Genomic DNA, 1,178 nt, shown 5'->3' on the forward strand with positions numbered 1-1,178 from the left:
GGATGTGTATAAGAGACGGTTCCCGCCGTGGGGGTTCGGGTTCCTTCCCGCCGTACCCGGCTGTCCCGTCGTGGGGCCTGGGTCCTGGGTCTGGCCGTCCGGTCAGGTTGCCGTTGTCAGGCGGGTCGGGGTGGTGCCCGATATCAGGGTGGCCAGGGCCTGGTCGATCGTGGGGGCCAGGTACCAGTCGCCGGTGTGGTCGAGGGCGTAGACGCGGCCTGCGGTGTCGATGGCCAGGAGGGTCTGGGTCTGCGGGTCGGCGCCCAGGGGGGAGAGGTCGGCGGCGAGGGCTCTGCCCAGGTCCGCGAGGGTGCGGGGCTGGTGGAGGCCGTGGAGGGGGTCCAGGTGGAAGGCCGCGGGGGCGATCTGGCGGCCCGGGCCGGTGGGGGTGATGTGGAGGCCGCCGAATTCGGCCCAGGCCTCCACCGCGGCGGGGAAGACCGCGTGGCGGTGGCCCGCGGGGGAGGCGTGGTCGCGGAGGGTGTCCGCCCAGAACTCGGCTTGCTTGATGTCCCAGCGCCCGGGGAGCCAGCCCGCGGCACGGAGCGCGGCGTCCACGGGTACGGGGAAGCGGGTGGTCGAGGTGCGGTCGGTGTGGTGCATCTGCCGTTCGTTCGTCGAGGTCAGGGCGGTGGTGCGGGTGCGGCTTCTGGTGGTGTTGACGCATTTGGGGGGTGAGTGGTTCTGGGCGGGGGCAGGTGCGTGTGGGCCCCGTACACCTGCCCCCGCCCCCCTTCCGTACGCGTCTACTCCTCGGACGTCTCGACGATCCGGATGCCGAAGTGGGCCGTGAGGGCGGTGCAGGCGCGGCACGGGGGTGCGAACGTGCCGTGCAGGGGGTCGCCGTCCTCGCGGATGTGGCGGGTGGTCAGCTTGGCCTGCTTGAGGACCTTGCGGGCCTCGCCGTTGGTCATCGGCTTGCGGGCCGCGCGGCGGCTGCGGGCCGCGTCGGCGGCGGCGATGTGCCGGGAGATGAGGAGCGCCTCGGCGCAGCGGCCGGTGAAGCGGTCGCGGCGGTCGCTGGGGAGCGTGTCGAGGAAGTCCTGCACGAGGTGGTGCAGCGGGGGCGGCTGGTCGCCGCGGGCGGCGGTGCCGGTGAGGGTGGCGCCCCGGACGGAGAGCGCGGCGGCGACGGTGGGCAGTATGCCGTCGCGGCGGTGGCGGAGGGTGGGCGCGTG

General features: G+C 74.2%; 2 protein-coding genes. Both read right to left on the minus strand.

Annotated features, from left to right (window positions below; all coding sequences use genetic code 11):
• Positions 1-102: 102 nt before the first annotated feature.
• On the minus strand, positions 103-603 hold the full coding sequence (locus tag AOK24_RS43280) for an SUKH-3 domain-containing protein (protein ID WP_055725318.1): 501 nt from the start codon (positions 601-603) through the stop codon (positions 103-105).
• A gap of 143 nt (positions 604-746) precedes the next feature.
• On the minus strand, positions 747-1,178 hold a 432-nt coding region (locus AOK24_RS43285), incomplete at its 5' end, for a YwqJ-related putative deaminase (RefSeq protein ID WP_055725319.1).

It is taken from the genome of Streptomyces niveiscabiei (assembly GCF_001419795.1).
GTDB lineage: Bacteria > Actinomycetota > Actinomycetes > Streptomycetales > Streptomycetaceae > Streptomyces > Streptomyces niveiscabiei.

Bases quoted from the DNA above. Each gene is read 5' to 3' on its own strand.
- AOK24_RS43280 (WP_055725318.1), bottom strand. From the start codon at position 603: ATGCACCACACCGACCGCACCTCGACCACCCGCTTCCCCGTACCCGTG.